Origin of the sequence: Paenibacillus sp. DMB20, from assembly GCF_000987955.1 — a bacterium.
Taxonomy (GTDB): domain Bacteria; phylum Bacillota; class Bacilli; order Paenibacillales; family Paenibacillaceae; genus Paenibacillus_AQ.
Window position 1 is genome coordinate 49,096 of the sequence record NZ_LAZU01000034.1, and the last position, 25,606, is coordinate 74,701.

Consider the following 25,606-nt stretch of genomic DNA (forward strand, 5'->3'; position numbering starts at 1 on the left):
GGGGCTTTTTTGTCCATCCGTTCCCGGGTGAATAGCGAAGCCTTCAGGCATTCAAGACCCGGAGCACTATACTATTGGCCTCCATACGACAGGATTGTTATGCATCCCGTTCCACTTCTTTGCTTCTCAGCATCAAAGCATTTAAAAAAGAGTGAAAAAGCTGCTCATAGACCGGGATTTCACGATTTTATCCCCCTTGTTTCAGCCTCTTTTATCCCCCTGTCTTCTCTTGACCGGAGGGGTGCCTTCAATTATAGTGGGTACAGTAGGAGCAATCTATTATAGAAGGAAAAAGGTGGCTTGTAACATGTCTGAGAACATCTACGTAGGTGTCGATTTAGGCGGAACCGCGATTAAAGTCGGAATATGCAATGAAGCAGGGGAGCTTCTGCAGACGTATGAGGGACCGACGGAAACGGCCAAGGGCGTGGACACGGTTATTAACAATATTGAGAAATACGTACGTCACATTGTCGAGCAATCCCCGTACGGTTGGGATCAGCTTGCAGGGGTAGGAGCGGGCGTTGCAGGCTTTACGAACATCCGTGAAGGCATTATTATTCTTGCGCCTAACGTAGGGTTTAAAGACGTTCCCATTCGCGCGCTGCTTGAAGAGCGTCTGGGCAAGCCTGTCAAAATAGATAACGATGCCAATGTGGCGGCTCTTGGGGAAGCCTGGAGCGGCGCCGGCCGCGGCGTCGACAACTGCGTATGCTACACGCTCGGTACGGGCGTCGGCGGCGGCATCATCATTAACGGCAAGATTTATCAGGGCTTCGGGGGCATGGCCGGCGAGCTGGGACACATCACGGTGGTCCCGGATCTGGAAGCGATTCAGTGCGGCTGCGGCAAAATGGGCTGTCTTGAGACCGTTTCCTCGGCAACGGGCATTATCCGCATGGCCAAAGACGCGGTAGAACGCGGCGACCGTACATCCCTCGCGCTTGCCGGCAATATTGCTGCGAAAGAAGTGTTCGATGCGGCCAAATCCGGCGATGAGGTAGCCTTGCGCATCGTAAACCGGGCGGCATACTATCTGGGCAAATCCATGGCTTCCGTAGCGGCCGTGCTGAATCCGGAAACCTTCATCATCGGCGGCGGCGTATCCAAAGCCGGGGATATTCTGTTCAACGAGGTACGCGTCGTATTTAATAAATTGACGCCTGAACCGCTGCAGCGCGGCGTGCGCATTGTTCCGGCGGAGCTCGGCAACGATGCGGGAGTCGTAGGGGCAGCGGGTTTGCACCTTCGCTCATAATTCGGGAAACGCGAAAAACGCCATCGTCCATTTAGAAGGATGGCGGAGCCGTTTCTACTTGCGGCCAAGACTTAAACTAATCAAGGGAGGAGAAGCTGATGCTGGAAGAAACCGACCGCGGTACCGCAACATCAATGGCCACCCTGATCATTATTACCGGCATGTCCGGTGCCGGAAAGACGCTGGCGGTGCAAAGCCTGGAGGACCTCGGGTTTTTCTGTGTCGACAATCTGCCGCCTGTGCTGATTCCGAAGTTTGCGGAATTAATAGAGCAGTCGAAAGGCAAGATCGGCAAGGTTGCTCTCGTCATCGACCTCCGTGGACGTGAATTTTTTACCGCCTTGTCGGAATCGCTCAGTTATATTAAGGATCACTTTACGATCCACTGCGAAATTTTGTTCCTGGACGCGACCGATTCGGTCCTTGTTCAGCGGTATAAGGAGAGCCGGCGTCGTCATCCCCTGGCTCCTGAAGGCATGCCGCTTGACGGCATCCGCCTGGAACGCAAAATGCTAGATGAACTGAAAAATTCGGCGACCCAGGTCATTGATACGAGCAACATGAAGCCGGCCAGACTGAAGGAGAAAATCATTTCCCGTTTCACCCATCTGGAAAGCCATATGCTGTCTGTCAATATTACGTCATTCGGATTCAAATACGGCATTCCGATTGATGCGGACCTGGTGTTCGACGTCCGCTTTTTGCCTAATCCCCACTATGTGGAAAATCTTCGACCGAATACAGGCCAGAACAGCGATGTGTATGAATACGTGATGAAGTGGCCGGAAACCCAGGCTTTTCTGACCAAGCTGCTGGATATGCTTCATTTCCTGATCCCGCAGTACCGGAAGGAAGGAAAGAGCCAGGTTATTATCGGTATCGGCTGCACTGGAGGCAAGCACCGTTCGGTTGCGATTGCGGAATATCTCGGCAAAATGCTGGGAGCCAGTGAAACGGAATCGGTATCGGTCAGCCACCGCGATTCTGATCGGGATCGGCACTAATTGAGGGAAGTGATAAACGTGGCTGAACAAGCTGGAAAACGCCCTCGCATTGTCGTGATGGGTGGGGGAACCGGGCTGTCCGTCATGCTCCGGGGACTGAAGGAAAAGCCTCTGGATATTACGGCGATCGTAACGGTCGCGGATGACGGAGGCAGTTCCGGGATTCTGCGAAACGAGCTGCAAATGCCTCCTCCGGGAGATATCCGAAACGTACTGACGGCGCTCGCCGATGTCGAGCCGCTGCTCTCCGATATATTAAAGTACCGCTTCAGCACCGGCTCAGGACTGGCGGGGCACAGCCTCGGCAATCTAATCCTGGCTGCCTTGACGGATATGCACGGTGATTTTGTCACGGCGGTTAAGGAGATGAGCCGGGTTTTTGTTTGCCGGGGTCAGGTGCTTCCTGCCGCCGACGAATCGGTCGTTTTGCATGCCGAAATGGAGGACGGCTCGATCGTAACGGGCGAGTCCAAAATTCCGGAGGCCGGGCGCCGGATCAAAAGGGTCTTCCTTGAACCGAGGGATGTCGAGCCGCTGCCAGAGGCTCTGGAGGCAATCCGGAATGCGGATGCGATCCTGATCGGCCCAGGCAGCTTGTATACCAGCATTTTGCCCAATCTGATCGTACCGAAGCTGTCGGAAGCGATCGTCTCGTCCGAAGCCATAAAAATATTTGTATGCAATGTTATGACACAGCCCGGGGAAACCGATAATTATACCGTCGGCGACCATCTGCAGGCCGTGTACGATCATGTCGGTCTTCATCTGTTTGACTATGTGATTGTGAACGACGGGGAAATCCCGCCCCAGGTTCAGGACAAATACGCCGAGAAGGGCGCCAAGCCCGTACTGCTTGACCGGGACGAAGTAACCAGCCGTGGCTATAAGTTGATTGCGGACAAACTGGTGCTGTTCCGGACGTATTTGCGGCATGATGCCGACAAGCTGAGCCATCACATTTTCCAGCTGGTGCAAGACTGGATTTCCAGAAAGAGGTGAGTCCCTTGTCATTTGCGGCACAAACCAAGAAAGAGCTGACCATGGTCGAAGGCCAGAACTGCTGCGAAAAAGCCGAGCTGTCTGCGCTGATCCGCATGAACGGATCGGTTCAGCTGTCGAGCAAAAAAATCGTGCTGGACATTTCGACGGAAAATGCCGCGATCGCAAGGCGCATTTATTCCTTAATTAAAAAGCATTTCCAGGCGCATACGGAGCTTTTGGTGCGTAAAAAAAATGCGTTTGAAGAAAAATAACGTGTACATCGTCCGCATTCCGGCCCAGGTACAGGAAATCCTAAAGGAGCTGCGGATCGTGTCCGAGGGCTTCTTGTTCCTGCCGCGGATCGATGAGGACATCGTTCGCAAGAACTGCTGCAAGCGGGCCTATTTGCGCGGCGCCTTCATGGCGGGCGGATCGGTCAATAATCCCGAGGGGTCCTCGTACCATTTGGAGATTGCTTCCATGTATGAGGAGCACTGCAAGGCGCTGGTCGATCTAGCGAACGAATTCCATCTGAACGCCCGCTGCATCGAGCGGAAAAAAGGGTTTATTTTTTACATTAAGGAAGGCGAGAAGATTATCGAGTTCTTGAATCTGATCGGGGCCCACCAAGCCTTGTTCAAGTTTGAGGATGTCCGCATCATGCGCGATATGCGCAATTCGGTAAACCGGATCGTGAACTGCGAAACCGCGAACCTGAACAAAACCATCGGCGCCGCCATTCGCCAGATCGAGAACATTAAGCTTTTGCAAAAGGAAGTGGGCCTGGAAAACCTGCCGGACAAGCTCCGTGAAGTGGCGGAAATCCGTCTTCAGCATCCCGACATGAATCTGAAAGAGGTCGGCGAAATGCTGAAAGGCACCGTCAGCAAATCCGGAGTGAATCACCGTCTGCGCAAAATCGACGAAATGGCGGAAAAAATCCGGAACGGCTAAAGTTTTTTTATTCTAGTGTCCTGTATGGTAAAATGGTATAATGTTATAAAATATTATGGATTTCTGTGTTTTGAGATTTGATAATAGGGGGTAAACTTTCCATGACAAAGCACCCGGTAGTCGTTCGGTTGAAAACGGGTCTACATGCGAGACCGGCCGCGCTGTTTGTTCAAGAAGCGAATAAATATTCATCTGAGATTTTCGTGGAAAAGGACGATAAAAGAGTAAACGCAAAAAGCATCATGGGAATTATGAGCCTTGCCATCAGTTCGGGGACTGAAATTCACATCAGCGCGGAAGGCGCGGATGCTGAGCAAGCGGTTACTTCTTTAGTGAACCTGGTAAGCAAAGAGGAACTGGAAAACCAGTAAAAACTCATACTTTCGTTAGGAAAAGCCTTGGAAACAGGGCTTTTTTTATGAGATGAGAACGTATAAACTTCCGAGGTTTGCCATTCCTTATCTCGCAAGAAAAACTTCTGCTCTATGCGGTCTGCTTCTGAGCAAGTACGTCGATAAACGTTTTTCTTAAGAGATCAGTTACATTATACTTGGCTTATGTTTACCACAAAAACGCTATCTTCCATATCAAGGATGATAGCGTTTTTGCGTGGTTGGCTCCGTGGTGACTCCGCTGCTCATGAACCCATACGATGACGATTTTATTTTATGACCTTCCGTGCAACATTTACCATTTATGAGACGTTAGGAGAGTAAGGCAAGCTAATAGCACTGCCATTTAAAGGAGGTCGATTTTAATGAACACATGGGTTAAACGTTTGGGGTCGGTCATGATCGCAGGAGCTCTGCTGACGGGCGGAACCGCCTGGTCGGGCGCTCTCGGGGCGGGCGAGGTCCATGCGGCGGAAGTTCAGCAGCAGCAGAACCGGGTAACGGTAGTCGGTAAGGGAGAGCTTTCGGTGAAACCGGATATTGTTTACCTGTCCATCGGCGTTGAGTCGTATGCGGATAGCGCGAAGTCGGCGCAAAAGCATAACGCCGAGAAGATGGAGAAGATCCTTGCCTTGCTGAAAAACACCTGGAAGATCGAAGAGAAAGACATTAAAACCGAACAATTTTATGTTCAGCCAAACTATTCATACACCGAAAAAGAAGGACGCAAGGTGAAGAACTACATTGCTTTCCATTCCCTTGAAGTTACGCTGCGCGATCTGAACAAGGTAGGAGACTTGCTGGATGCGGCTGCCGAAGCCGGAGCGAACAACGTCGGCAACGCCCGCTTTTCCGTAGAGAACCGCGATGCGTTTGAAGCCCAGGTCATCGAAAAAGCCATGGCCAATGCGGATGTCAAGGCCCAAGCCATTGCCAAAGCCTCCAAGCGGCAGCTCGGCGTTGTCGTCAATGTAGTGCAGGATGAAGCCGCAAACCGGGATGTGTTCAACTACGAGATGAAAGAATCTGTCATGATGGACGCTTCAGGCGCGAATCAGGCCAGTACTTCCGTGAAGCCCGGCGAAATCAAGCTGGTCACCCAGCTGTACGTTCAGTATGAACTGAAATAGAAAAAGTAAGAGCTTGGCTTTTAGCCGCCCGGACGCACTCCCCTTGCGTTCCGGGCGGTTTTACATTTCCGTACCCTTGTACGCTTATACATATATATGCCAAAAAAATTGACCGCTAAATTCCTATAACGGGGACCGCGGACCTGCCGCCCCTGTCGAAATACACAGAAAAGTGTTGTGTATGGGGGGAAAAAACGGTATAGTGAATATGCAAAAAAACCGAAAAAAACAATCGCTCAAGCCATACCCATGGATATGGCTTTTTTTTTCTTAAGGTATCGACGTTTTCAGAATGACGTTTTTTCCTTAAGGAAGATAAATGTATGAACCAACAACATAAACCGTAAGGGGATGAAGATGCATATGATTGAACTTGTCCAACTTCAGAAACAATTTCAAGGACAAGCGGTCGTGCATCCGCTGTCGCTCTCCATTAAGGAAGGGGAATTCCTGACCTTGCTGGGCCCCAGCGGCTGCGGCAAGACGACAATCCTCCGTATGATTGCAGGATTCGAACAGCCGACGGAAGGGGAAGTGTGGCTGGCCGGCCAGAACGTGACCGAAACGCCGGCGAACAAGCGGGATTTGAATCTCGTGTTCCAGCATTACGCCCTGTTTCCGCACATGACCGTGGAAGATAACATCGCGTTTGGATTGAAAATGAAGAAAATGCCCAAGGGGCAGATCAAGGAACGGGTCAGCGAAGCCGTCGCCATGACGCAGCTTACACCTTTGCAGGACCGTTATCCGCATCAGCTGTCCGGCGGACAACAGCAGCGCGTCGCCATCGCCCGCGCCATCGCGAACAAACCGAAGGTGCTCCTGCTGGACGAACCGCTTGGCGCGCTTGATCTTCAGCTTCGCAAGAACCTGCAATCCGAATTGAAGCATCTTCAGCGGACGCTCGGCATTACCTTCGTCTATGTGACCCATGACCAGGAAGAGGCAATGATGCTGTCCGACCGGATCGTCATCATGAACAACGGCAAGGTCGAGCAGATCGGCACGCCGCGCGAAATTTACGCCAGACCGCAAACTCTGTTTGCTGCCACCTTTGTCGGAGAGAACAACATTTTCTCCTCCGCCCAAGGGCTTTTTGCCGTACGTCCCGAAAAGATCCTCCCGAGCCGCGGGCCGGGGGCCAAGAAAACCGGAGTGATCGAGGACGTTCAGTACCTCGGCAGCGTGCACAAGCTGATGGTTCAGCTCGACAACGAGCCGATGAAGGTTACGATCGCGCTTGATTTTACGGATGATCAGCCTTGGGAAGTCGGTGAAAACATTGGGCTGAGCTGGGATGCAAGGGATGAGGTGGCGATCGGGTCATGAGCAAAACGAAAATTCTCCTGACTCCCGTCTTGCTGTGGCTGTCGCTGTTCCTGATCATCCCGATGCTGATTGTGGTGGGGATTTCGTTTTTACAGCGCGACGCGCTGGGCAACGTTGTCTTCTCTTTCAGCCTCGAAGGCTACAAGACGTTTTTTCGATCCGCTGTATATCGGAATATACTGGGACACCCTTGTACTTTCCGTTCTGACGACCGTGATCTGCCTGATCGTCAGCTATCCGCTGGCCTATTATATAAGCAACGCCTCCCCGCGTATCCAGACTTGGGGACTCATTCTTATCACAGTGCCGTTCTGGATCAACTTTTTGATCCGTACGTATGCGTGGGTGCTGCTTCTGCGGACGCAAGGCGTGGTGAACTCGCTGCTCCTGGATTGGGGATGGATCAGCGAGCCACTGCAGCTGCTCTACACCAAAGGGGCGGTTCTGCTCGGCATGGTTTATAATTTTATCCCGTTTATGGTGCTGCCGATTTATGTGGCGCTGGAGCAGATGGATAAGCGTCTTCTAGACGCCGCAGCCGATCTCGGCGCTTCCCGGTGGAGGGCGTTTCGGCATATTACGCTCCCGCAGAGCAAATCGGGGATCATGACCGGCTGTATTCTGGTGTACGTATCCACGACCGGGATGTTTGTGGTCACGGATATTTTGGGCGGCGCCAAATCGGCCATGATCAGCAACATCATTCAGGCGCAGTTTCTCGGGGCCCGGAACTGGCCATTCGGGGCGGCGCTGTCTGTCATATTCGTCATCACCTCGCTGGTGCTGATTATGCTGTTTAACCGGGCGATGCAGGCCCGACACCAGCGCGTGAAGGAGGGGAGAGCGTGAAGAAGCGGAATCACCCTCTGCTCGGGGTACACTCGTTCCTGATGATGGCTTTCATCTATGTGCCGATCATCATGATCATCATATTTTCTTTTTAACAACACGCGTCTCAGCGGCAGCTGGGAGGGCTTTACGTTTGACTGGTACGTCTCGTTGTTCGATAACCGGCATGTCATGGAAGCCCTCATGAACAGCTTGACCGTTGCCGTCATTTCAACGATCCTTTCGACGGTTCTCGGCACACTCGCGGCCTTGTCGCTGCGTAAACTGGGAAGAAAGGGCCGAAGCGGCATGAATAGCCTTCTTTATTTACCGGTGGTCATTCCGGACATTATTATGGGCCTATCGCTCCTTGTGCTGTTTACGCAGCTTGACGTGTCGCCCGGCAAAATGACGATCATCATCGCGCATATCACGTTCAGCCTGTCTTATGTGTATGTGGTGGTTTCCGCCCGGCTGGCCAATATGGGCAAACAGCTGGAGGAAGCCGCCTTTGACCTTGGGGCAAGCCGGTGGCAGACCTTCCGCCATGTAACGCTTCCTCAGATCTCGCCCGGAATTATCGCCGGCGCCCTGATCGCGTTTACGCTGTCGCTGGATGATTTCATGGTCAGCTTTTTCGTGGCGGGACCCAGCTCCACCACGCTGCCGATTTACATTTATGCCCAGGTTAAACGGGGGATTTCCCCGGAAATCAATGCGCTTTGCACGCTGCTCATTCTGGTGAGCGTAACGCTGATTTTGTTGGCGCAGTATATTCTTAACCGGGGCAAGGGACAGAAGAAGCACAAAACCCTGCCGATTTAAGCGAAACGCGCTTTTCGGAATAGATACCATACCAGGTTTTAACGGAAAGAGAGGAGATAGGGAATTGAAAAAAATGAGATGGACCCGTCTGCTGCTGGCAGGCATGCTCGCTGCAGTGTCGATTGCATCCTTGGCGGCTTGCGGCTCGGAGAAGGAAACCTTGCATATCTACAGCTGGGCGGACAACTTCGATCCGGCGGTGCTTGAGGATTTCGAGAAGCAGTTTAACGTGAAGGTTACCTACGACAACTACGCGAATAATGAGGACCTGCTGGCCAAAATCAAAGCAGGCGGCAACGGATATGACCTGATCCAGCCTTCGGACTACATGGTTAAGACCATGATCAATATGGACCTGCTGGAGCCGCTTGACATGAACAATATTCCGAACTTCGAGAACATCTCGGATACGTTTAAGAGTCCCGAGTTCGATCCGGGCAACAAGTATTCCATCGTATACATGTCCGGCGTTACGGGGATCGCATATAACAAGAAGTATGTGAAAGACGAAATCAAAAGCTGGAAAGACCTTTGGAATCCGGCCTATAAAGGAAAAGTGCTGCTCCTTGACGACAACCGGGAGATGATCGGCATGGCGCTGAAGAAACAGGGCAAATCCAACAGCACGACGGATGAAGCCGAGATCAAAGCGGCGGTGGATGATCTGAAAACCCTGCTGCCGAACGTGCTCGCTTTTGACACGGATAATATTAAGCAGAAAATGATTCAAGAGGAAGGCTGGATCGCGACCGTATGGTCGGGGGATGCCTCCTTTATTACGAAGGATAATCCGGATGTGGGTTATGTGGTGCCGGAGGAAGGCGCAACCATATTCGCCGACAACTACGCCATTCCAAAGGGCGCCAAGAACAAAGAACTGGCCGAGAAGTTCATCAATTTCATGATGGACCCGAAAGTGAGCGCGAAAAATTATGAGTTCATCGGCTACAGCAACCCGAACGCGAAAGCGATGGAGTTCCATAGCGAGGAATACCGCGCCGACAAAATGATCAACCTGACCGACGAAGAGCTGAAGCGCACCGAATGGCTCGGCGACGTGGGAGAGGCGCTGCAAATTTACGACCGTTTCTGGACGGAGCTGAAAAGCGGAAGATAAGCTGTATGTTCAAAAAGTCTTGCCCTGCGAATGCAGGGTGAGGCTTTTTTCTTGGAGTAAAGAAAGTTTACAATTTATTTCGATTTGCCAATCGTTGGCATCAAAATTGTCACCAGGATTGTTACCTCTCTCGCTGACCGTGCTTCTATAATAAAAAAGGGTAATATATACAAGAATAATCTTACTTAATTTATGGAAGAGGTGGACGATCATGAACTCAAACATGAAATGGTGCTCCGCCGTACTCGCAGCCGGGGTGCTGCTGGGCGGAATCGGATGGCAGGGAACGACGGCTGAGGCAAGCGCGGCAAAAGCCGCCGTGGTTAGCCAAAAGGCAGCCAAGTCGGAAGTGGCATTGAAATGGAACGGAAAGGCAATCGCTCAAAAGGGATTGCTCAGCCAAGGCTCGGTGTATGTTCCGGCTGCAGCTGTGCGCGACGCGCTTGGCGTCCCGCTTAAATATGATAAGAAGAACAAAGTTTATACGCTGGGCAAAGGTTATAACCAGGTGACGGCCGCGGTGTACGATGCCGGCGAAATCGGAATATCGGTCAATGGTTTTTACGTGGGCGAGCCCGGCGGACAGATGATCAACGGACGCCTGTACATCCCATTCAAAGTACTGAGCGAGTACATGGGGGTTCAAGGACAGTGGAACCCGTCGCTAAAAACGCTTAGCATGTCCGCAAAAAAAACAGAACGATATTACGATCGGCTCCGAGACGTTGAAAAAAATCGGATAAAAAGGCAAGCATCGAAATCCGTTATCCGGTCATTAGCGGGCTTGGCAACAAAGATGTGCAGGCAAAAATGAATGCGGTCTTTAAAAAACATGCCGAAACGTTTCTGGAATCTTCGTTGAAGGGTCTGAAGGAAGTTCCTGCGCCCCAAAACGGCGTCCCGTACGAATACAAAGGCGATTTTGTCGTCCACTACAATGCCAAGGGTCTGCTTAGCTTGACGTCTTACGAATATACCTATTCCGGCGGAGCCCACGGCATGACCTACCGTACGAGCCACACGTTCTCGCTGAAGGACGGCAAAGAGCTTAAGCTTAGCGATGTGATCAACCTGATAGGGAAGAACAAACAGAAGCTGAACGATCTGGTGTTGAACCAAATGAAGAAAGAAGGAGGCTACCTTGGCGGATTTAAAGGGGTGCCTGCCGACGCCGATTTCTATCTGAAGGACAATGCCGCGGTTCTGTACTTCCAGCTGTATGAGTATACCGCCTACGCTTACGGTTTTCCGGAGTTTGAACTTCCACTGAAGGCATGGAAATAATGCCGTAGCTTTTTAGAAATGCGGCCAACATGGCCTAATAATAAGTGAAGTATCACAAAGACACCTTTCGTCACCGTTCAAAGGCGTATAACGTCTATGGAGTCGCGGCGGAAGGTGTCTTTGTGCGTATAAAGGCGCCTGCGGCATAACCTGCCATTCCTAATAACCACGCGATCGAGATGAGGGCGGCAAACTGACCGACGTCTGAAGGGAGATTAAAAAAAGAAACGCAGTCCATAAAATGGGGCGGCATAAAGAAGCACGGTTGGAATTAGCAGGATAAATGATTTCATCACATAACCAAGCGACAGCAGCAGGGCTCCGAGGAACCAGTAGGCCGTGTACCAACGCACAAAGTAACGTTGATTATAATAGCCCATGAAAAGGCCGACGAGCAGCAACAACAGCACCGCAATGACCGATGTGACGATATGCAGCGGTTCCGGGAGGTTTCCCTTGAACGCGGGGAGGTAATTGATGAGGCTAAACGGGATGGAGCCGATAAACAAAAGGAAGACGAAGGATATCCGATTACCCAAAACGGAATCACTCCCATCCATAAGATTAATCCAATTGTATCCAAACCTGATGTTCTTTGTCTAATGATTCATGAAAACGTACACCATGAAGACGGAAAAAGGACTAATAGCCACTAACGGGCTACCAGTCCTTTTGCAAATGCTTAAGAAGTACTTTTGATTACATCAATTAAATGCCTTGCGGAGGCGTGTTCTCGAGCACCTTATCGACCAGGCCGTATTCCATAGCTTCGGCTGCCGTCATGAAATAGTCGCGGTCGGTGTCCTTCTCGATCCGTTCCAGCGGTTGGCCCGTGCGCTCAGCCAGAATGCGGTTCAGCTTGTCGCGCATTTTCAGGATCCGGCGTGCGCGGATTTCGATGTCGGTTGCTTGACCTTGGGCACCACCGAGCGGCTGGTGAATCATGATTTCGCTGTTCGGCAGCGCGTAACGCTTGCCTTTGGCACCCGCGTTCAGCAGGAATGCGCCCATGGAAGCCGCCATGCCGACACAGATGGTCGAAACGTCCGGCTTAATGAACTGCATCGTATCAAAAATGGCCATGCCGGCGGTAATCGATCCGCCCGGGCTGTTAATGTAAAGATGAATGTCCTTCTCGGGATCCTCTGCCGTCAAGAACAGCATTTGGGCAATGATGGAATTGGCGACCACGTCATTGACGTCGGAACCGAGGAAGATAATGCGGTCTTTCAGCAATCTGGAATAGATGTCGTACGCCCGCTCGCCGCGGTTGCTCTGTTCTACGACCATAGGGATGAAACTCATATGGACAACCTCCTCTTAAATGCATTCCTCATTAAAATACTGTTACCGTATTACCCACATGATAAACAATTCCAATCATAAAGTCAAAGAAAGTCAAACTATGAAGTAAAAAAAAAGAGCCGTTTTAGGCACTAGTGGGTAAACAGTATTTAAAGTTTTGAAAATAAATGGCGCGCCGCGAGGAATCGAACCTCGATCTCAGGCTCCGGAGGCCTACGTCATATCCATTGGACCACGGGCGCAAAATTAGCAACGAAGATGATTATACCTCATTATTGAGAAAAAAACAAGTGCTTGAACAACTTCCTTCGATCGATTTAAATCACGTGTTTACGTTTCGGAATTGCCGGCAACTCGGGACTGGCAAGCTGCGTGTTCCAAGATGCAATGTATTTACAATATAATGGCATGCCCGCAACCGGATCGTTTTGGGATATAAACGGATGAGCGCCAAAAATGACGCGGGAATTCTCCTGACGTTTGTTTTACATCCCATTCGACCAAGACATGTTATGATAAAAGAAAAAGTGGTTAAGGAGAGGTATGGTCATGAATCAGGTTCGTGTCCTTGCTGACAGCGCAATCGACCTTCCCGGGTCCGTCCTGGAGGAGCTGAACATCACGAGGCTGCCGATAATCGTAACCCAGGATCAGAATCAATACGAGGACGGCGTTACTATTCAACCGAAGCAAATGTTCGATGGGATGCGCCAGGGGCTGGTATACAAAACGTCCCAAGTTCCGATGGAGCGGTTCCAGCAGACATTCACAGCCATCGCGGAATCCGGCGAAGAGGCGCTCTACATTGCATTTTCTTCCAAGCTATCGGGTACATACGCGTCCTCGCGGATGATGCTCGACATGGTTAAGGAGGATTATCCTGACGCAGCGATAGATATCATCGATTCCAAATGCGCCTCCTTGGGCTTCGGCCTCGTCGTCGAACAAGCGGCTCGCTGGGCGGCCGAGGGGATGTCCCGCGAACGTCTCGTCTCCAAGGTGCGCGCCTTGGCCGCGGGGCTGGAGCATGTATTCACCGTGGATGATCTGGAATACTTGTACCGCGGGGGCCGGGTAAGCAAATCTTCCGCCGTTATCGGGGGCGTGTTGAACATTAAGCCGGTACTGCATGTGGAGGATGGCAAGCTTATTCCTGTGGACAAGGTCAGAGGAAGGAAAAAGTCGATTCAGCGGCTGGCTGACCTGATGGAGCAGCGCGCCAATCTGGAAGACAAGGATCAGCTGATCGGTATCGCCCACGGCGACGACGTGGAAGCGATGGAGATGCTGAAGCAAATCATAAACGAACGGTTCGGGATGCATAACATCATGACCGGCTCGATCGGCTGCGCGATCGGCGCCCATTCCGGTCCGGGCACCCTCGCTCTGTTCTTCCGCAGCCGCACCTATACGGAAGCCGATTAATCAGGCGATAACAGAAGCCCCGCTCCGGAAGGATGCGGGGCTCTGCATATCTATTTCATGCTGAAGACTACTGTCGAATCGAGTTCTCATTGTCATTTACGGTGATCGAGCAGAACATGCAGGCCGATTCCTGTGGCGTATGGAAGAATGAATAGTCGCTGCTAATGATAGTCGTTTCCCCCTGTCAGCATAGGCAGAAAGAATAAAGCGCATAAGAATGCCCGAGGCTGAGAAATATACATTCGGAACACTTGCAACCTTCATAAATATTGGTTAGAATAAGGGTGGGACTCAAAAAGTTTGGCTGGGACATTTTTCGACCATCGATAGTGAGGTCCAAGACGAAGTTGCAGGAGTGGAAAGCATGCGTAACCTAATAGAAATACAAGAGCAGCTTCTGCCCGATCTCATGGATACTCTCAAACGAAGGTACACGATTCTTCACCAGATCAAGTTAGCCGGAATGGTGGGGCGCCGAACGCTCGCCTCATCCTTGTCCATGACTGAGCGTGTGCTGAGGGCGGAGACGGATTTCCTGAAGGCGCAGGGGTTGATCGAGATTGAAACGCTTGGGATGAGGATTAGCGAGGCTGGCGAGCATCTGCTGGAACAGCTTGAACCGGTGATGAAGGACCTGTTCGGTCTGGCAGATCTCGAAGAGAAGATCCGTGAAGCCTACGAACTGCGTAAGGTGGTTATTGTCCCGGGTGACAGTGAGTCTTCCGATGACGTGAAACGCGAGCTCGGACGGGCCGGGGCAAGAGCGCTGCTCTGCGTTGTCCGAAGCGGAGACATCGTAGCGGTGACAGGCGGATCCACGCTCGCCGAGGTGGCCGAGCAGATGGCGCCTCCGACGGCAGGGCCTTTGACGGGAGCCTGGTTTGTCCCTGCAAGGGGCGGCTTGGGCGAGAGCGTTGAGATTCAGGCCAACACGATTGCCTCGAAGATGGCAAAGAAGGTTGGCGCCGAATACAGGCTGCTCCATGTGCCGGATCTGCTGAGTGACGATGCTTACCAATCCTTGGTTCAGGACCATCATATCCAGGAGATTGTGGACGTGATCCGTCAATCGTGTGTCATCATCCACGGGATTGGAGACGCCATGGAAATGGCGCATCGCAGGAAGCTGGACGAGAAATCGATTCGGGACCTGCAGAAGGAAGGCGCAATCGCCGAATCCTTCGGCTATTATTTCAGCGAGGAAGGCACGGTCGTTCATCGGATGCTGACCCTCGGGCTTCGCCTGGAGGACATCATGCGGACGGAGACGATTATCGGAATCGCGGGCGGACGCAGCAAAGCGGAAGCCATTCATGCCGTTCTGAAATTCGGCCACGAGGATATCCTCGTCATCGACGAGGCCGCAGCCCTGGAACTGGAAAAGAGGTTTGACGCGGCTTCGGCGCAACAGGACCGATAACTGAAATGATTTTAAGCTTCACTACATTCGTTGTCTTGACGGGTTTAACCGCCTGTCTTGAATAAATAAAACTTTCACTATATGGAGGGAAATACTCATGGTTAAAGTAGGTATTAACGGTTTTGGACGTATTGGACGTAACGTGTTCCGCGCAGCGCTGAACAACAGCGAAGTTGAAATCGTGGCAATCAACGATTTGACTGACGTTAAGACGCTCGCGCACCTTTTGAAATATGATACAACTCACGGCAAACTCGACGCTACCGTAGAAGCTAAAGAAGGCGCAATCGTAGTCAACGGCCGCGAAATCAAAGTTTTTGCAGAGCGCAACCCTGAAGCATTGCCTTGGGGCGAATACGGCGTTGAGATCGTTGTTGAATCCACGGGTATCTTCACGGCGAAAGATAAAGCCGAAGCTCACCTGAAAGGCGGCGCGAAGAAAGTTATCATCTCCGCACCTGCCACCAACGAAGACATCACCATCGTTATGGGCGTTAACGAAGAGAAATACGATCCGGCTAACCACACGATCATCTCCAACGCTTCTTGCACAACGAACTGCCTGGCTCCATTCGCAAAAGTATTGGACGAAAACTTCGGTATCGTAAAAGGCATGATGACTACCGTTCACTCCTACACCAACGACCAGCAAGTACTTGACCTGCCGCACAAAGACCTTCGTCGTGCCCGTGCAGCAGCCGAGAACATCATTCCTTCCACAACCGGCGCAGCTAAAGCGGTTAGCTTGGTTCTGCCGCAGCTGAAAGGCAAACTGAACGGTATGGCTATGCGCGTACCTACCAAGAACGTTTCCGTAACCGACTTGGTTATCGAAACTTCGAAGAAGGTAACGAAAGAAGAAGTTAACGAAGCTTTGAAAGCAGCTGCCAACGGCCCGCTGAAAGGCATCATGAACTACTCCGAAGAGCCGCTCGTATCCAGCGACTACAACACGGATCCGGCTTCTTCCACCATCGATTCCCTGTCCACTATGGTCGTAGGCGACAACATGGTGAAAGTCGTTTCCTGGTATGACAACGAGTGGGGCTATTCCAACCGCGTTGTTGACCTTGTTGCGTACATCGCAAACAAAGGCCTGTAATATCTGATTCAAACCATCAATCGAAGAGGGGTTCCCTGTGGCGCTCCTCTTTGGTTTTGGGAAAATATAAGAAGCCATGATATGAATCTGTGCCGGGCTTATATTTTTCGCAGGTTTTCATGCCAGAGTACTGGGAAGAATAGATAAAACCGGTCTCTAAACAGAGAGAGCAGCTGTGCTGTCGGCGAGGAGAATAGTTTCTTAGGAGGAACGTGGAGATGAACAAGAAAAGTGTACGTGATGTGGAAGTAAGCGGCAAACGGGTGTTTGTCCGCGTCGATTTCAATGTACCCCTCGAGGATGGGAAGATTACCGATGATACCCGGATTCGCGAAACTCTGCCGACCATCAAGTACCTGGTAGAGCGAGGCGCCAAGGTCATTTTGGCAAGCCATTTGGGACGTCCGAAAGGCCAAGTGGTTGAATCCATGCGCTTGACGCCGGCCAGCGAGCGTTTGTCGGAGCTTCTTGGCAAGCCGGTAGCGAAAGCCGACGAAGCGATTGGGGATGCCGTAAAAGCGCAAATCGAGGGCATGCAAAACGGCGATGTTCTCGTGCTTGAAAACGTTCGTTTCTATCCAGGCGAAGAAAAGAACGATTCCGAGCTTGCGAAGCAGTTTGCGGAACTTGCCGATCTGTTCGTGAACGACGCATTCGGTGCGGCTCACCGCGCCCATGCTTCGACCGAAGGAATCGCTCATCATCTTCCGGCCGTATCCGGACTTCTGATGGAAAAAGAACTGTCCGTACTGGGCAAGGCTCTTTCGAATCCGGAGCGTCCGTTCACCGCCATCATCGGCGGCTCGAAGGTTAAAGACAAAATCGACGTGATCAACAACCTGCTTACGCTGGCTGACAATGTCATCATCGGCGGTGGACTTGCTTACACGTTCTTTAAAGCCCAAGGCCACGAAATCGGTCAATCCCTGTGCGACGACTCCAAATTGGACACCGCGCTGGGCTTCATCGAGAAAGCCAAGGAACTGGGCAAGAACTTCTATCTTCCTGTGGACATTGTCGCGGCTGACGATTTCAATGCCAACGCCAACACGAAGATTGTGGACATCGACGGTATCCCTTCCGATTGGGAAGGCGTGGACATCGGACCGAAGACCCGCGCGATGTACGCGGACATCATCAAAAACTCGAAGCTGGTTGTATGGAACGGTCCTATGGGCGTGTTCGAAATCGATCCGTTCTCCAATGGTACTCGTGAAGTGGCACAAGCATGTGCGGACACGGAAGCTTACACGATTATCGGCGGCGGCGACTCCGCTGCGGCAACGGAGAAATTCAACCTGGCTGACAAAATGGACCACATCTCCACGGGTGGCGGGGCATCTCTTGAGTTTATGGAAGGCAAAGAGCTTCCTGGTGTTGTGGCACTGAACGATAAGTAGTATCTTTGAATATAGAGTACAGCCTAACGCCAAGAAAGCGTGACCCGCTTGTCGGGGGAATAAAGGAGTGAACCGAGTGAGAACACCTATCATAGCCGGCAACTGGAAAATGTTTAAAACCGTTCCGGAAGCCGAAGCATTCTTTGAAGAGGTAAAAGGCAAAGCGGAAGTCGAGGGTGTGGAAAGCGTGATTTGTGCGCCGTTTACGAACCTTCCTGCGCTTGTTGAAGCCGCTAAAGGCACGAACATCAAGATCGGAGCCCAAAATTTTCATTTTGAGGATAACGGCGCGTTTACAGGCGAGATCAGCGGCCTCATGCTGAAGGATCTAGGCGTGGATTACGTCATTATCGGCCATTCGGAGCGCCGCCAATATTTCGGCGAAACCGATGAGATCGTCAATAAGAAGGTCCATGCCGCATTCCGCCATAGCCTTCTTCCGATCGTGTGCGTCGGCGAGAAACTTGAAGAGCGCGAAGCCGGAAACACCAAAGACGTGTGCAAGGTGCAGACCGAAGCTGCGTTCGCGGGCATTCCTGCAGACCAGGCGGTTCATGTGGTTATAGCATACGAGCCGATCTGGGCGATTGGCACCGGCAAATCTTCTACCGCTCAAGACGCAAACGAAGTGATTTCCTACATTCGCGACCTTGTGAAAGGAATGTACGGCGAAACCGTGGCCGCTCAGGTGCGCATTCAATACGGCGGCAGCGTGAAGCCTGAGAATGTAGCCGAGTATATGGGACAAAGCGACATTGACGGCGCGCTCGTTGGCGGGGCCAGCCTGCAGCCAGCTTCCTATATCTCGCTCGTTGAGGGGGCGAAGTAAGATGTCAGCACCAAGACCCGTAGCATTGATCATCATGGACGGCTTCGGACTGCGCAATACCACGGAAGGAAACGCGGTCGCACAGGCCAACAAACCGAACTATGACCGCTATCTGAAGCAGTATCCGAATACTACCTTGACGGCATGCGGTGAAGCGGTGGGTCTTCCGGAAGGCCAAATGGGCAACTCGGAAGTAGGCCACCTTAACATCGGTGCCGGCCGGATCGTGTACCAGGATTTGACCCGTATCACGAAATCGATTCGCGAAGGCGAATTTTTCGAGAACGAGACGCTTGTGGAAGCGGTTCGCGCAGCAAAGAACAACAACAAGAAACTTCATCTGTACGGCCTTGTATCGGACGGCGGCGTACACAGCCACATTGCGCATTTGTTCGCGATGCTTGATCTCGCCAAGAAGGAAGGCATGCACGAAGTGTATATCCATGCTTTTATGGATGGACGCGACGTAGCGCCGGACAGCGGCAAGAAGTTCATCAAAGATTTGATGGCCAAGATCGAGGAAGTCGGCGTAGGCCGGATCGCAACCGTATCCGGACGCTATTACGCCATGGACCGCGACAAGCGTTGGGATCGCGTGGAAAAGACGTACCGCGCCATGGTTTACGGCGAAGGACCGAAATACAACGATCCGCTTCAAGCGATCAATGAATCGTATGAAAAATCGGTATTTGATGAATTCGTCGAACCGACGGTCATCGTGGACGAACAGGGCAACCCGGTAACTACCGTGGAAAGCGGAGACTCCGTGGTCTTCCTGAACTTCCGTCCGGACCGTGCCATTCAGCTGTCCCAGGTGTTCACGAACAAGGACTTCCGCGGGTTTGAACGCGGACCGAAATTCCCGCAGGGACTGCACTTTGTCTGCTTGACCTTGTTCAGCGAAACGGTTGAGGGCTTTGTGGCCTACAAGCCGAAAAACCTCGACAACACGCTGGGCGAAGTGCTTGTACAGAACAACAAGAAGCAGCTGCGCATTGCGGAGACGGAAAAATATCCGCACGTTACCTTCTTCTTCAGCGGCGGCCGCGACGTGGAGCTTCCGGGCGAAACCCGCGTGCTGATCAATTCGCCGAAGGTAGCGACTTATGACCTCAAGCCTGAGATGAGCGCATATGAAGTGGCGGAAGCGTGCGTGAAGGAGATCGAATCGGACAAACACGACGCGATCATCCTGAACTTCGCGAACCCGGACATGGTCGGCCACTCCGGCATGCTGGAGCCTACCATCAAAGCGGTGGAGACTACCGATGAATGCGTCGGCAAAGTCGTGGAAGCCGTTTTGGCCAAAGGCGGCGTTTGCCTGATTACGGCAGACCACGGCAACGCGGATATGGTGTTCGACGAGAATGGACGTCCATTTACGGCCCATACGACGAACCCGGTACCGTTTATTGTGACCGACGAGAACGTGACTCTTCGCGAAGGCGGCATCCTGGCGGACATCGCTCCGACGATTCTGGACCTGATGCAGCTGGAGAAACCGGCGGAGATGACCGGCACATCGATGATCGCATCCCGTAAATAAATGAAATCCGGCATTGCTGCTTCTAATACAGGTTCAAAAAGGCGGATTTTCAGCACCGAGAAGGTTGGATGAAGCTAGGGAGTGAGAAGCGGAGCGTAGGCAAAACCTACGTGAGCATCGGAAGGCCCGGCAGAATTCAAGATTCGACGTCGATTTCACTTCTTGATTCACATCGTGATCAAAAGTCGACTTTTTGAACAACCTTTTTAACATAAAATATCTTTTTGAAAAAGGAGACTACTCATATGACTATGATTACCGACGTATACGCACGCGAAGTCCTGGACTCCCGCGGCAACCCGACTGTTGAAGTAGAAGTATTTCTGGAATCCGGCGCGATGGGCCGCGCCATCGTTCCTTCCGGCGCTTCCACGGGCGTTCACGAAGCGGTTGAGCTTCGCGACGACGACAAATCCCGTTACCTGGGCAAAGGCGTTCTGAAAGCCGTTGAGAACGTAAACGAAATTATCGCTCCGGAAGTGATCGGCATGGACGCTCTGGATCAAGTGAGCATCGACAAGATGATGATCAAATTGGACGGAACGCCGAACAAAGGCAAATTGGGCGCAAACGCAATCCTGGCCGTTTCCATGGCCGTAGCCCGCGCGGCTGCTGACGCTCTGGGCCTGCCTCTGTACGTTTACCTTGGCGGATTCAACGCGAAACAGCTTCCTGTACCTATGATGAACATCGTGAACGGCGGCGCGCATGCCGACAACAACGTAGACGTGCAAGAGTTCATGGTACTGCCTGTAGGCGCGCCAAGCTTCAAAGAAGCGCTTCGCATGGGCGCTGAAATCTTCCACAACCTGAAATCCGTGCTCAAAGGCAAAGGCCTGAACACAGCGGTTGGCGACGAAGGCGGTTTTGCACCGAACTTCACTTCCAACGAAGACGCTTTGTCCTCCATCATCGAAGCGATCGAAAAAGCCGGCTACACGCCAGGCAAAGACGTATTCTTGGGCATGGACGTAGCTTCCACCGAATTCTTCAAAGACGGCAAGTATGTTCTGGAAGGCGAAGGCAAGTCCTACACGCCTGCCGAATTCGTTGACCTCCTCGCTTCCTGGGTTGACAAATACCCGATCATCACGATCGAAGACGGATGTTCCGAAGACGATTGGGAAGGTTGGAAATTGCTCACCGAGAAACTCGGCGACAAAATCCAACTCGTTGGCGACGACCTGTTCGTTACCAACACCGAGCGTCTGGAAAGAGGCATCAACGAAGGCATCGGTAACTCGATCCTTATCAAAGTTAACCAAATCGGTACGCTCACCGAAACTTTCGACGCGATCGAAATGGCAAAACGCGCAGGTTACACTGCCGTTGTCTCCCACCGTTCCGGCGAATCCGAAGACAGCACGATCGCTGACATCGCGGTTGCTACCAATGCGGGTCAAATCAAAACGGGTGCTCCTTCCCGTACCGATCGCGTTGCGAAGTACAACCAGTTGCTCCGCATCGAAGACGACTTGGGCGAGCTTGCTCAATACAACGGCTTGAAGTCGTTCTACAACCTGAAAAAATAAGCTTTGAGATAAAGGAAAGACCAGCTCCGGTTTAGGGGAGCTGGTCTTTTTGCCTTGTTACAAGGGGAAGGCGAGGTCGTGCAATTGGCTGAGGCGGCGGAGTACGCATGCTGGTCTTTCGGATGTTTGAAAATATCCGAAATCGATCCGACGCATACAGGATAGCGAGTGGCTTTTATGTTTCCCCGTGCTGCTTCCTTAAACGGACTTTTGCCGCTTCACTCGGATTATAGCCGAAAGTTTTTCGGAAGAGCGATGCAAAGTGGCTGACATTATGGTATCCGACCGTGATCGCGGTTTCGCTCACATTGGCTATTCCCTGTTCCAACAGGGTGCGGGCTTCATTCATCCGAAGTTCCCGTACATACCCGAATACGGTCGTGCCAAACAATTCCTTGAATCCAAGCTTCAACTTGTAGTCATTCAATCCGGCTAAACGTGCGAGCTGGAGCAGGGTGGGCGGATGCTTCCAGGTCCTGGACAAAATGCTTTTCGCTTCATGCAGGCATTGGATGTCGTTAAGGGTCAGCTTGGATGCCGTTTGCCGTTTCATCGTTTCTTTGTCCGTTCCATCCAGATGGAAGGTCAGCAGCTCGAGGGCTTTCCCCTCCAGGTATAGTTTTTGCAGCGTGCCGCTGTAGGGGCAGTTTTTCATTTGCTCCACAATTTGCGGTATATATGGACTGCCTGAAATCTGGCGGCAGTAGGTTGCATCTGCTGTCAAGCGCTCTACCTCGGGAAAAATCATGTCAAAATGGCGCATATCGAAACGAAGCTCCATGTGAAGCATGGGTTCCTTCTGGAAAAGCTCGGCATGCATCTCCGCGTCCCGGATATACATGAATGTCGATACGCCTGGAGATAACTCGAAGCCCTGGGTCTTGGCAGACGCCTCCCAGCAACCTTTGCCCGATATCGTATAAGAGATCTCCAAATGCGGATAATGAATTCCAACATCCATCGTTAGCGGCTCATGCAGCTTCGTATCGAACCAATTCATTTCCAGGCCTGGTCTCAACTGAATCCGTCGTAAACGTCCCGTTCCGCTCTCTCCCGGGAAGGAAAAGGTCTGATCTTGGCCGTTTGGCTGCGATGCGGCCTCCGTGGCCTTCTCAAAACCCTTGAACACCCCATCCAAATCCCAAGTGTCTAATTGCAGCTTCAACCCAATCTCCCTCCGCTCGATGAAAAGTTGACTATAGATTCAACTATAACGAAACCTCCCCCGCAAATCAATGAAAACGATAATCATTATCAATAATTATTTAAAAAATATGTTCTGAGCTGCTGATTCTTCCCGGGTGCTTAACATGAAGGACGGGCGGCAAAAGATATTCGCAAAAAAAATTTCGTTTCTCATTTCCCGCGTGTCGAGCCGGCTTCGACCGGCTTAACTGACACGGCCATCATAAAGACTGCCATGAGAAGAGCCAAACCTCCGATGAATGCATAAGGAAGATGCCGATCCCACTGGTAAAGAGTTGTGCTTACAACCGGAGCGATTACGGCGGAAATCCCTTGAACGGAGCCTACAAGACCTGCGACGCCTCCCTGCTGCTCACGGGACACGGACAAGGACGATCCTGCCATGAATCCCGGCATCAGGAGCCCCGACCCTATTCCGAAAATAAAATAGGCCAAGTAATAAACGGTCAAGCTGTTGGTTAATAAAAAGAGCGCCATGCTGACGATCACCAGCAGCAATCCGACAATGAGAAGCTGCCTTGGATGCCACTTGCTCTTCTTCATTTGGATCCCTTGGGTAAAAATCATCGCTGCCCCAGTGAACATTAAGCCAAACGAAACCATTCTGGCGGTTTCCTGCGTCGTTAGAGAAAATTGATCTTGAAAATAAAAGCCGCCGACCACCTGCAAAGTGACAATGCTGAGCATCGTTACGAGTCCGGCGAATAAATAGAGGCGAACCCCTTTTTGAAACGGATTGATCTTGGGCGGTTTTTCTTGAATGACCGGCTTTTTGGGCGGTATGAGCGCAAGCACAACGGCCAATGCGATAATCGGCAGCAAAGCACCGATATATAAAGGCCAGATTAATCCGATCAGGGCGAATACCCCGGCAATCGCTGGACCGAGCACGAGGCCAAGCCCGTTGGCGGCCCCGATGAACGCCATGCCCGCCGAGCGATCCTTTTCATCGGTAACGTCCGCCATATATGCCTGGGCCGATGAGGGCACCGCCGGGATAAACAGCCCGACCATAGCCCGTGCCGCGATCAGCAGTACGACCAACAGCCCGCCTTTGATCAGGCCCTGAAGGCCTGCGTACATCGCTGCGGTAAACAGAATGTAGCTCACGAACATGCCGATGAAGCCGATGATAATGACGGGCTTTCTTCCTTTTACATCGCTAAGATTGCCCCATACCGGCGCCATCAAGGCCATCGCGACAGAGCCTAAAGAAATAATCAGGCCCGAATGAGTCTCCGTCAATCCCAATTCCCGAATCAGAGGGGGCATGACCGGAGCTATAATCATCAGTCCCACCATGGCCACGAATACGCTGAAAAATATACTGAATCTGATCTTCCTCATGTTCTCCTTTATCTCCTTTCACGGTATCTTGCATGACGCTTCACTTTTAGAATCTTAAGAGAAACATCCATGCCTCTGCTACCATGAAACGGATTATTAATACGGAGAAACGGATTATATCGCTTTCGTGGGCCCAGGTTGGCCATATGGGACGTTGATTACACCGGGCTGCTGCTCAGCATTGCATGGCTTTTTCGGTCTTTGAAACGCGAAAGGCAATGAGGGCGAAAATCGTGGAGGCCAAATATAAAAGAAAGGCAAAATAATATACATAAACGACCCCAATGGTGTCTGAAATCACCCCGGTAATAAATACGGAAAGGGCAAAGACGATGTAATACAGATTGTCTTTGGCAGCATACATTTTGGATAGCGCTTGGGCCGAGGTTACCTGTTGGATATAGGTTTGCTGGGATACGTCCCTAAGCTGATAAAAAGGGCCCATAAGCACGACCAGAACCAGCGCCGCCCAAGCCGTTTGATTCATGGCGTACAGCAGGACAAGGATACAGACGAAGAGCGAGCCTGTAATGACTCCTCTAATTAAGTACGGTTCAATCTTGGAGGCAAAGAAGGCCATTAAAATGCCTCCGAGAATACTCCCGGCGTAATAGGCGGTGTTGATATATCCCCACCATTCTTCTCCTTTCCCCAACACCTCATTAACGAATACCAATGAAATCCCGCCAATCCATATTCCTGAGGCTATACCCTCCAAAACATCCATGGTAGTAATGGTCCTCATTTTGTTAATCGGACTGAAGAGGATGGACCACCCTTCTTTGATAACCTCCATTTTCGGACGTTTTCCTGTTCCGGTTATCGTTCTGCTCTTCAGTGGGAGCGAGGACAGCAACGACAGTGCCAGCAAGGCTATGCATACCATTAAGACGGGTTCGAATCCATAGTAACTAATGGCTACTGCGCCTAAAGACCATCCAAGCATGGCAAACATCTGGTCAGCCGTGTTGATCAGGCTGTTCGCTCTTCCGATCTTTTCTTTCGATACGGTCTCCGGTACCAGAGACATCCGGGATGGGGATACGAAGCCATCGGTGAAGCCCGTCAATCCAATCAATGCATAGATAAACACCAACCCGGCAGCATGTTTTCCGGCATACATCGCAGCTGCCAGGGTTAAGGCAATGAATATAGTTTGGATCAATAAAGACGAGGATAAAATTCGATTCAGCGGTGATTTCTCGGTTATAAAAGGGAAAACGAAGGTGCTGATCATTTTTCCCAATACATATACCAACATGATAAAGGAAGCGAATGTGGCTGATCCCGTTAATGAAAAGATGGTAACGGTCAACGTCATGGTGTAGAGAGATAGGGCCAGCTTTCCCAAAGAGATGCTGGACCATAAGAAATAGAAGGACATGTTCATCG

General features: G+C 51.5%; 21 protein-coding genes, 1 tRNA gene and 3 pseudogenes. 19 read left to right on the top strand and 6 right to left on the bottom strand.

Translation table 11 applies throughout. The annotated features are described in order from the left end of the window. Positions 1-307 precede the first annotated feature (307 nt). The 12 genes and pseudogenes from XI25_RS18505 (at position 308) to XI25_RS34990 (ending at position 11,102) form a co-directional block, all read left to right on the top strand. On the top strand, positions 308-1,258 hold the full coding sequence (locus tag XI25_RS18505) for an ROK family glucokinase (RefSeq protein ID WP_046679681.1): 951 nt from the start codon (positions 308-310) through the stop codon (positions 1,256-1,258). Positions 1,259-1,356: 98 nt separating this feature from the next. Beyond that, on the top strand, positions 1,357-2,262 hold the full coding sequence (gene rapZ, locus XI25_RS18510; RefSeq protein WP_046679682.1) for an RNase adapter RapZ: 906 nt from the start codon (positions 1,357-1,359) through the stop codon (positions 2,260-2,262). A gap of 57 nt (positions 2,263-2,319) precedes the next feature. After that, positions 2,320-3,261 (top strand): gluconeogenesis factor YvcK family protein, encoded by a 942-nt coding sequence (locus XI25_RS18515; RefSeq protein ID WP_200901446.1) that lies wholly within the window; start codon positions 2,320-2,322, stop codon positions 3,259-3,261. 5 nt (positions 3,262-3,266) lie between these two features. Then, positions 3,267-4,197: pseudogene (gene whiA / locus XI25_RS18520) on the top strand (DNA-binding protein WhiA). 101 nt (positions 4,198-4,298) lie between these two features. Beyond that, positions 4,299-4,568 carry an HPr family phosphocarrier protein gene (locus tag XI25_RS18525; protein ID WP_046679684.1) on the top strand — a complete coding sequence of 90 codons (270 nt, stop codon included), beginning with the start codon at positions 4,299-4,301 and terminating at the stop codon, positions 4,566-4,568. Positions 4,569-4,954: 386 nt separating this feature from the next. Beyond that, entirely contained in the window at positions 4,955-5,719 is a 765-nt protein-coding gene (locus XI25_RS18530) for an SIMPL domain-containing protein (RefSeq protein WP_046679685.1), read from the top strand. Positions 5,720-6,076: 357 nt separating this feature from the next. Continuing rightward, positions 6,077-7,048: an ABC transporter ATP-binding protein gene (locus XI25_RS18535; protein WP_082112429.1), complete on the top strand. Its 972-nt coding sequence runs from the start codon at positions 6,077-6,079 to the stop codon at positions 7,046-7,048. After that, positions 7,045-7,897 (top strand): annotated as a pseudogene (locus XI25_RS18540) (ABC transporter permease). The gene XI25_RS18535 and the pseudogene XI25_RS18540 overlap by 4 nt, the downstream one beginning before the upstream one ends. Continuing rightward, positions 7,894-8,701: pseudogene (locus XI25_RS18545) on the top strand (ABC transporter permease). Before XI25_RS18540 ends, XI25_RS18545 begins: the two co-directional pseudogenes overlap by 4 nt. 64 nt (positions 8,702-8,765) lie before the next feature. Further along, a complete protein-coding gene (locus XI25_RS18550) occupies positions 8,766-9,818 on the top strand; it encodes an ABC transporter substrate-binding protein (protein WP_046679686.1) in 1,053 nt (350 codons plus the stop codon). 211 nt (positions 9,819-10,029) lie between these two features. Next, positions 10,030-10,632 (top strand): copper amine oxidase N-terminal domain-containing protein, encoded by a 603-nt coding sequence (locus tag XI25_RS34985; protein ID WP_235439979.1) that lies wholly within the window; start codon positions 10,030-10,032, stop codon positions 10,630-10,632. Further along, positions 10,593-11,102, top strand: coding sequence for a DUF3298 and DUF4163 domain-containing protein (locus XI25_RS34990; protein WP_235439982.1), 510 nt, complete (start codon positions 10,593-10,595; stop codon positions 11,100-11,102). The genes XI25_RS34985 and XI25_RS34990 overlap by 40 nt, the downstream gene beginning before the upstream one ends. A gap of 215 nt (positions 11,103-11,317) precedes the next feature. Here XI25_RS34990 and XI25_RS18565 read toward each other — a convergent pair whose 3' ends face one another. The 3 genes from XI25_RS18565 to XI25_RS18575 form a co-directional block, all read right to left on the bottom strand. Further along, complete coding sequence (locus XI25_RS18565; protein WP_046679688.1) at positions 11,318-11,641, bottom strand: hypothetical protein; 324 nt, start codon at positions 11,639-11,641, stop codon at positions 11,318-11,320. A gap of 169 nt (positions 11,642-11,810) precedes the next feature. Continuing rightward, positions 11,811-12,407, bottom strand: a complete 597-nt coding sequence (clpP, locus tag XI25_RS18570; RefSeq protein ID WP_046679689.1) for an ATP-dependent Clp endopeptidase proteolytic subunit ClpP — start codon at positions 12,405-12,407, stop codon at positions 11,811-11,813. A 168-nt stretch (positions 12,408-12,575) separates the two neighbouring features. Then, positions 12,576-12,649, bottom strand: a tRNA-Arg gene (locus tag XI25_RS18575). A 307-nt stretch (positions 12,650-12,956) separates the two neighbouring features. Between XI25_RS18575 and XI25_RS18580 the strand changes: the two genes are divergently transcribed. The 7 genes from XI25_RS18580 to eno all read left to right on the top strand — a co-directional run bounded on the left by XI25_RS18580 (position 12,957) and on the right by eno (position 21,661). Continuing rightward, entirely contained in the window at positions 12,957-13,832 is an 876-nt protein-coding gene (locus tag XI25_RS18580) for a DegV family protein (protein ID WP_046679690.1), read from the top strand. A gap of 364 nt (positions 13,833-14,196) precedes the next feature. Beyond that, on the top strand, positions 14,197-15,252 hold the full coding sequence (locus XI25_RS18585) for a sugar-binding transcriptional regulator (RefSeq protein ID WP_046679691.1): 1,056 nt from the start codon (positions 14,197-14,199) through the stop codon (positions 15,250-15,252). A gap of 97 nt (positions 15,253-15,349) precedes the next feature. Beyond that, positions 15,350-16,354 carry a type I glyceraldehyde-3-phosphate dehydrogenase gene (gene gap / locus XI25_RS18590; protein WP_046679692.1) on the top strand — a complete coding sequence of 335 codons (1,005 nt, stop codon included), beginning with the start codon at positions 15,350-15,352 and terminating at the stop codon, positions 16,352-16,354. A 218-nt stretch (positions 16,355-16,572) separates the two neighbouring features. Further along, positions 16,573-17,754 (top strand): phosphoglycerate kinase, encoded by a 1,182-nt coding sequence (locus tag XI25_RS18595; protein WP_046679693.1) that lies wholly within the window; start codon positions 16,573-16,575, stop codon positions 17,752-17,754. A gap of 76 nt (positions 17,755-17,830) precedes the next feature. Continuing rightward, positions 17,831-18,583 carry a triose-phosphate isomerase gene (gene tpiA, locus XI25_RS18600; RefSeq protein ID WP_046679694.1) on the top strand — a complete coding sequence of 251 codons (753 nt, stop codon included), beginning with the start codon at positions 17,831-17,833 and terminating at the stop codon, positions 18,581-18,583. Position 18,584: 1 nt separating this feature from the next. After that, a complete protein-coding gene (gpmI, locus tag XI25_RS18605) occupies positions 18,585-20,129 on the top strand; it encodes a 2,3-bisphosphoglycerate-independent phosphoglycerate mutase (RefSeq protein WP_046679695.1) in 1,545 nt (514 codons plus the stop codon). 245 nt (positions 20,130-20,374) lie between these two features. Then, the gene (gene eno / locus XI25_RS18610) at positions 20,375-21,661 is read left to right on the top strand and encodes a phosphopyruvate hydratase (RefSeq protein ID WP_046679696.1); all 1,287 of its coding nucleotides are present in this window, start codon (positions 20,375-20,377) and stop codon (positions 21,659-21,661) included. A 175-nt stretch (positions 21,662-21,836) separates the two neighbouring features. Here the strand turns inward: eno and XI25_RS18615 are convergent, their stop codons facing one another. From XI25_RS18615 to XI25_RS18625, 3 genes are all read right to left on the bottom strand, one after another. Further along, on the bottom strand, positions 21,837-22,826 hold the full coding sequence (locus XI25_RS18615; protein WP_046679697.1) for a helix-turn-helix transcriptional regulator: 990 nt from the start codon (positions 22,824-22,826) through the stop codon (positions 21,837-21,839). A gap of 191 nt (positions 22,827-23,017) precedes the next feature. After that, the gene (locus tag XI25_RS18620) at positions 23,018-24,214 is read right to left on the bottom strand and encodes an MFS transporter (protein WP_046679698.1); all 1,197 of its coding nucleotides are present in this window, start codon (positions 24,212-24,214) and stop codon (positions 23,018-23,020) included. 175 nt (positions 24,215-24,389) lie between these two features. Then, a complete protein-coding gene (locus XI25_RS18625; protein ID WP_046679699.1) occupies positions 24,390-25,604 on the bottom strand; it encodes an MFS transporter in 1,215 nt (404 codons plus the stop codon). Positions 25,605-25,606 lie beyond the last annotated feature (2 nt).